The sequence below is a fragment of the Duodenibacillus massiliensis genome, assembly GCF_900128485.1.
GTDB classification, from domain to species: domain Bacteria; phylum Pseudomonadota; class Gammaproteobacteria; order Burkholderiales; family Burkholderiaceae_F; genus Duodenibacillus; species Duodenibacillus massiliensis.
In genome coordinates, this window is the sequence record NZ_LT635843.1 from 1 (window position 1) to 4,828 (window position 4,828).

Consider the following 4,828-nt stretch of genomic DNA (forward strand, 5'->3'; position numbering starts at 1 on the left):
CGATACAACGCATGGGCTGAAAAGTTGCTTGCCCTGCAGAAAGAAAAGGAAGAGGTGCAGGCAGCCAACATCGCCGCGGCTCTCAGAACCAGCCGGAAGACCTATCAGGAGCTGATGACCTTTTTGGGGAAATAATCACCCGTGCCGGTGTTTGAGTGCAAATTGTTTTGGAAGTTCAGGAATACTCGGAATGAGGTGAGAAGTTGTCATCTCCAACCGCCGTATAGATTGCACCGCGCTGCGCCTTGATACTTTTTCCTGGTGTTGTTCCAAAAAGAGTCTTGTAATCGCGATTGAACTGTTGCGGACTCTGATAACCGACTGCGTAAGCAGCTGAGTTCACATCACCGTCACCACGTAATAAAAATTGCTGTGCTTCATACAAGCGCAGTCGCTTTTGGTACTGTAGCGGTGAAAACGAAGTAAACGCCTTGAAATGACGGTGAAATGTTGTGGGTGCCATATCGGCAACGGACGACAGCTGCTCAATAGTGATGGGTTCGCGAAAATTGTCTCTGAGCCAACGGATCGCCTTGCGGAGGCGTTGACCAACAGCTCCTGGTGCATAAAGTGCGCGAAGACATTCCCCCGAAGTTCCTGTAAGCGCCAGATAGTGTATGTCACGAATCAGCATCGGAGCTCGAATACGTAGTTGATCCGGATGATCTAGGAGACGCAAAAGCCGTTCAAAATCCTCAAGCAGTTCCAACGTTGGCGTTCCGAGATTAAACACTTCGTGAGAGTCGATCGTAAGTGTTTTCTCATCTGATAAAAATTCTGAAAGCGTGGCGGGGTTGAGTCTGTAGGAAAGCGAGATAAAGGGCGAAGACGGTTTGACATCAAGCAGTTCATATGACGTTGGCATATCCACGGATGTGACAATCATTGCGCCAGAACCGTAAGTATAGGTTTTGTTGCCAATAATGAGTCGTTTAGAACCTTGAAGAATGAGTCCGACTGAAAGGACATAAAAGCAGTTGTCAACACATTGTGGTCGTTCGATGTATGAAAGATGCAAGCCGGGTATCAACGACTCAACATTGAGATTGGATCGCGTGATGTCTCGAACGCGGGATTTAAGTCTTTCTCGGAGGATTTCCGCGCTAGCATCGTGGCTGATACGCTGGTCAGTTATTTCGGAAGGCATATCGAGAGGTTTAACCCAGAAAAACAGACAACATGTGACAAGCACCCTTAGATACGCTAAGGATAAATCAAAAGATGACGCGTATCCGATGCTTGCTCATTCCAGATCCAAAGCCGAGCGAATCGAACATTCTTCAGGCTTGTTCGGAATCATCCTCAAGCGGTAGCTGACCGGGCTTTTTGTCCAAAATGCGAACGATCTCATACTGCCCGTTTCCCATGCCGATTTCCTTCATCGCCGGGGTAGAAATAAGCAAAAATCTGGTCTGTTTTGCAGTAGTTAACAATCGCTGTATCAGCAAAAATCTTTATCAGGAAAATGAGTGGTCAGAAACGTGCTCTGACCTTTTTTGTTGAGGACAATGAAGATGACCAATATTCCTAACGTTACGCTGTCCAATGGCGTACGGATGCCTGCATCTGTTTTCGGAGTCTATCAAATGCGAGATGCCGCCGAGTGTCAGAAGGCGGTCGAATCCGCCATTGCCGTCGGCTACCGTGCGATTGATACCGCAGCTTCATATGGCAACGAACGCGCAGTGGGGAATGCAATCAAAGCGAGCGGCATTGATCGTAGTGAACTATTTATTACTACGAAATTGTGGGTGGAGGACGCAAGTGAAGAAGGGGCGCGTCGAGCCATTGATCGTTCTCTTGAGCTTCTGGGACTTGACTATCTTGATCTTTATTTGATTCATCAACCGGTAGGCGACGTCTATGGCGCTTGGCGCACGATGGAGCGCTTATATCAAAGCAAAATTCTACGAGCCATCGGCGTCAGTAACTTTGCCCCGGATCGTTTCGTTGATTTTGTTCATCACAATGCGGTATGTCCACACGTCAATCAGATCGAGATCAATCCTTTTTATCAGCAAAAGGAAGCCCTTCCGATCTTAAACAAATACGGAGCAATGGCGGAAGCATGGGCGCCCTTCGCCGAAGGCAGGAACAATCTTTTTGACAATCCGACGCTTAAAAATATTGCGATGCGTCACGAACGCACTGTAGGACAGATCGTGTTGCGTTACGTCTATCAGTTGGGTGCCATTGTGATCGCCAAGACGGTTCGTCCCGAACGCATGGCTGAAAATCTCAACATTTTTGACTTTGAGCTTGCGGAAGAGGACATGAAGCAGATTGCTGCACTGGATACCAATAGCAGTCAGTTCTTTTCGCATCGTGATCCGAGCATTATTGAGTGGATGTGCTCGAGACATATCGAGCATTAAGAAGAATTCGAACTCACATAGCGAGCGAATATATCTTCGCAATTAATACTGCGGTTAAAGATACCAGGGGAAAATCACGATGAAACAACGTACTCTCGGGCAAAGCGGCATCACTGTTTCAGAGATTGGTTTGGGCTGCATGAGCATGAATTTCGGCTACGGGCGTCCTTCTCCGGAAAAAGACATGATCGAGCTCATTCACAGGGCTGTGGACTTGGGAGTGACACTGTTTGATACGGCCGAAAGCTACGGCCCCTACATCAATGAAGAGCTCGTCGGTAAAGCTCTGCAAGGCATACGTGACAAAGTAAACATCGCTACCAAGTGCGGCATTGCCTTTGCTGCCGACGGAAATCTGATTTTGGACGCGAGTCCTCAAACTCTTCGCAAATCTCTCGAAGGATCCTTAAAGCGTCTTCACACAGATCATATCGATCTTTACTATCTGCATCGCGTTGACCCCAAGGTGCCCGTTGAAGATGTCGCGCAGACGATGAGCGAATTCATTGCTGAAGGCAAAATCCGCGGGTGGGGTTTGTCCGAGGTCGGTCCTAAAACAATAGAGCGCGCACAATCCGTTTGTCCGCTCTCCGCCGTTGAAAATGAATTTTCGATGATCTTTAGAGAGTCGGAACGAAACGGCGTGTTTGACGTTCTGGAACGGCACAACATTGGTTTTGTGCCCTACAGTCCCCTGGGGCGTGGTTTTTTGACCGGCACAATCAATCCAAACGAAAAGCTGGTGGAAACCGATTTTCGGCGCAACTTGCCTCTGTTTTATCCCGAAAACATCAAGGCACACCAAGGCATCATTGATTTTATGCGTCGAATGGCTGAATTAAAGAACGCAACGCCTTCGCAGATCGCCTTGGCTTGGGTGCTTGCTCGCCATCCCTGGATCGTTCCAATTCCAGGGACAACCAAGCTTCATCGCCTGCAAGAAAACATAGGAGCGACCAAGGTGACTTTTACAGCCCAAGAAATGGCAGATCTCAGCAGCATGCTTGATGCGTTGCCAATTCAGTGCGACCGCTACAACAGCCGGTTTACCGATGCCACGGTCGACTAAACAGATTGAACCGAAGTTTGAGTCTCTTTTGAGGTCTGTATGACCGAGCAACCTTATTCCAAACGGCACCTTATGCTGGGTTTAGCTGCGGTGCCGTTCTCTTTTTTTATGCCTATTGCGCACTCACAAGACAACGAATTCGTATTTACACCACAGTCGACGATCGGCGACGTTCTTGATGAACCGCTTTTCGCACCTTTCGCATCCTATTTGCTTCCGCTTGAACTGCTTTCACCGCCCCGTCGACTCAGTTCGGAGAATCGCGCGATGAAGCTATCCAATCTGTCTCGTTTGTTGCCTTATCACACACATATTGACGTTCAAGAGGCATGCTCAATTCTCAATCGCCTCAAGCAACGCGCAAAATCGCGGCAGAAGATCTGGATACCTCTTAGCTCTTCGGATGCCGGTCTTTTTTTACCCTAGTAGCAAAAATGCTCCGTTCGTACTTATCGCCGCCGGCGGCGGTTTTTCGTATGTCGGTTCAATTCACGAGGGCTTCCCGTATGCCGAAGCAATGAACCGACATGGGTTCAATGCCTTCGTTCTGCAGTATCGCATTTCAGGATGGGGACAGTCGGCAATGAGCGATATGGCCGAAGGCCTTCATTACATTCTCACGCACGCCGATGATTTGGGGGTGAGTCCATTGGTTTATGCGCTGATGGGGAGCTCGGCCGGAGCACGCATGGCCGCGTTCATGGGACAGGCTGGATTGGCCGCGTGGGGATACCCTCAGTTTCCCAAGACAACGGCCGTCTTGATGGCATACACAGGTTACGACAAAGTGTCCCGTGATGATCCTCCGACTTTTATGGTGCAGGGAACGGCCGATGGAATTGCTTCAGTCAGAGTTGTTGACCGACGCATGCGCTCCCTGAAGGAAATGGGCATCGAAACGAAGTACATGCGTTTCCCAGATCTGCCGCATGGTTTTGGCTTGGGTTCACAAACCTCTGCGCAGGGGTGGGTGGATCATGCTGCGGATTTTTTCAGACGTCAGATCGAGAAGTAAAAACGGAACCTCTCCGCATAAATCGTGTGTGCTCTTAGATTCGATTTCCAGTGAAATACATAGTGATTTTTGAGGAAGTTGCCTCTCATTTCAAAGCAATGATCGAATGGTAGAAATTGGCAAAAGGTTTGCACTGCTGACCAAAAACGCACAAAGATTAGATTCTTCGGGCATATGTGTGGGTAGTTCGTCCCCCGATTTTGGTCAACGAGAGCCTGTTAACAAATACGGAGAGAGCCCCCGGTAATCGCGTAGCGAAATACCGAGCACGGCCGCAGGCCGCGCGCAGGTATGCAGCGTAGCGAGTACCGGGGGCTCTCTCCGTAACGGCCGCCGAATAGGCAGGGCGAGCAGCACGACTGCCGGCCT

The 4,828-nt window shown here is 49.3% G+C and carries 6 protein-coding genes; 4 read left to right on the forward strand and 2 right to left on the reverse strand.

What is annotated here, in order from left to right; genetic code table 11:
* Window positions 1-175: 175 nt before the first annotated feature.
* Both BQ7486_RS00065 and BQ7486_RS12330 read right to left on the reverse strand, forming a co-directional pair.
* Window positions 176-1,147, reverse strand: a complete 972-nt coding sequence (locus BQ7486_RS00065) for an AraC family transcriptional regulator (protein ID WP_074008517.1) — start codon at window positions 1,145-1,147, stop codon at window positions 176-178.
* Window positions 1,148-1,280: 133 nt separating this feature from the next.
* The gene (locus BQ7486_RS12330; RefSeq protein WP_268874055.1) at window positions 1,281-1,403 is read right to left on the reverse strand and encodes a hypothetical protein; all 123 of its coding nucleotides are present in this window, start codon (window positions 1,401-1,403) and stop codon (window positions 1,281-1,283) included.
* A gap of 120 nt (window positions 1,404-1,523) precedes the next feature.
* On the opposite strand from BQ7486_RS12330, the gene BQ7486_RS00070 reads away from it, so the two are divergent.
* From BQ7486_RS00070 to BQ7486_RS00080, 4 genes are all read left to right on the forward strand, one after another.
* On the forward strand, window positions 1,524-2,375 hold the full coding sequence (locus tag BQ7486_RS00070; protein WP_204206964.1) for an aldo/keto reductase: 852 nt from the start codon (window positions 1,524-1,526) through the stop codon (window positions 2,373-2,375).
* Window positions 2,376-2,454: 79 nt separating this feature from the next.
* Window positions 2,455-3,444 carry an aldo/keto reductase gene (locus BQ7486_RS00075; protein ID WP_074008519.1) on the forward strand — a complete coding sequence of 330 codons (990 nt, stop codon included), beginning with the start codon at window positions 2,455-2,457 and terminating at the stop codon, window positions 3,442-3,444.
* A gap of 39 nt (window positions 3,445-3,483) precedes the next feature.
* Window positions 3,484-3,870 carry a hypothetical protein gene (locus BQ7486_RS11525; protein WP_143182968.1) on the forward strand — a complete coding sequence of 129 codons (387 nt, stop codon included), beginning with the start codon at window positions 3,484-3,486 and terminating at the stop codon, window positions 3,868-3,870.
* Complete coding sequence (locus BQ7486_RS00080; RefSeq protein WP_074008520.1) at window positions 3,848-4,459, forward strand: alpha/beta hydrolase; 612 nt, start codon at window positions 3,848-3,850, stop codon at window positions 4,457-4,459. Before BQ7486_RS11525 ends, BQ7486_RS00080 begins: the two co-directional genes overlap by 23 nt.
* Window positions 4,460-4,828: the final 369 nt, after the last annotated feature.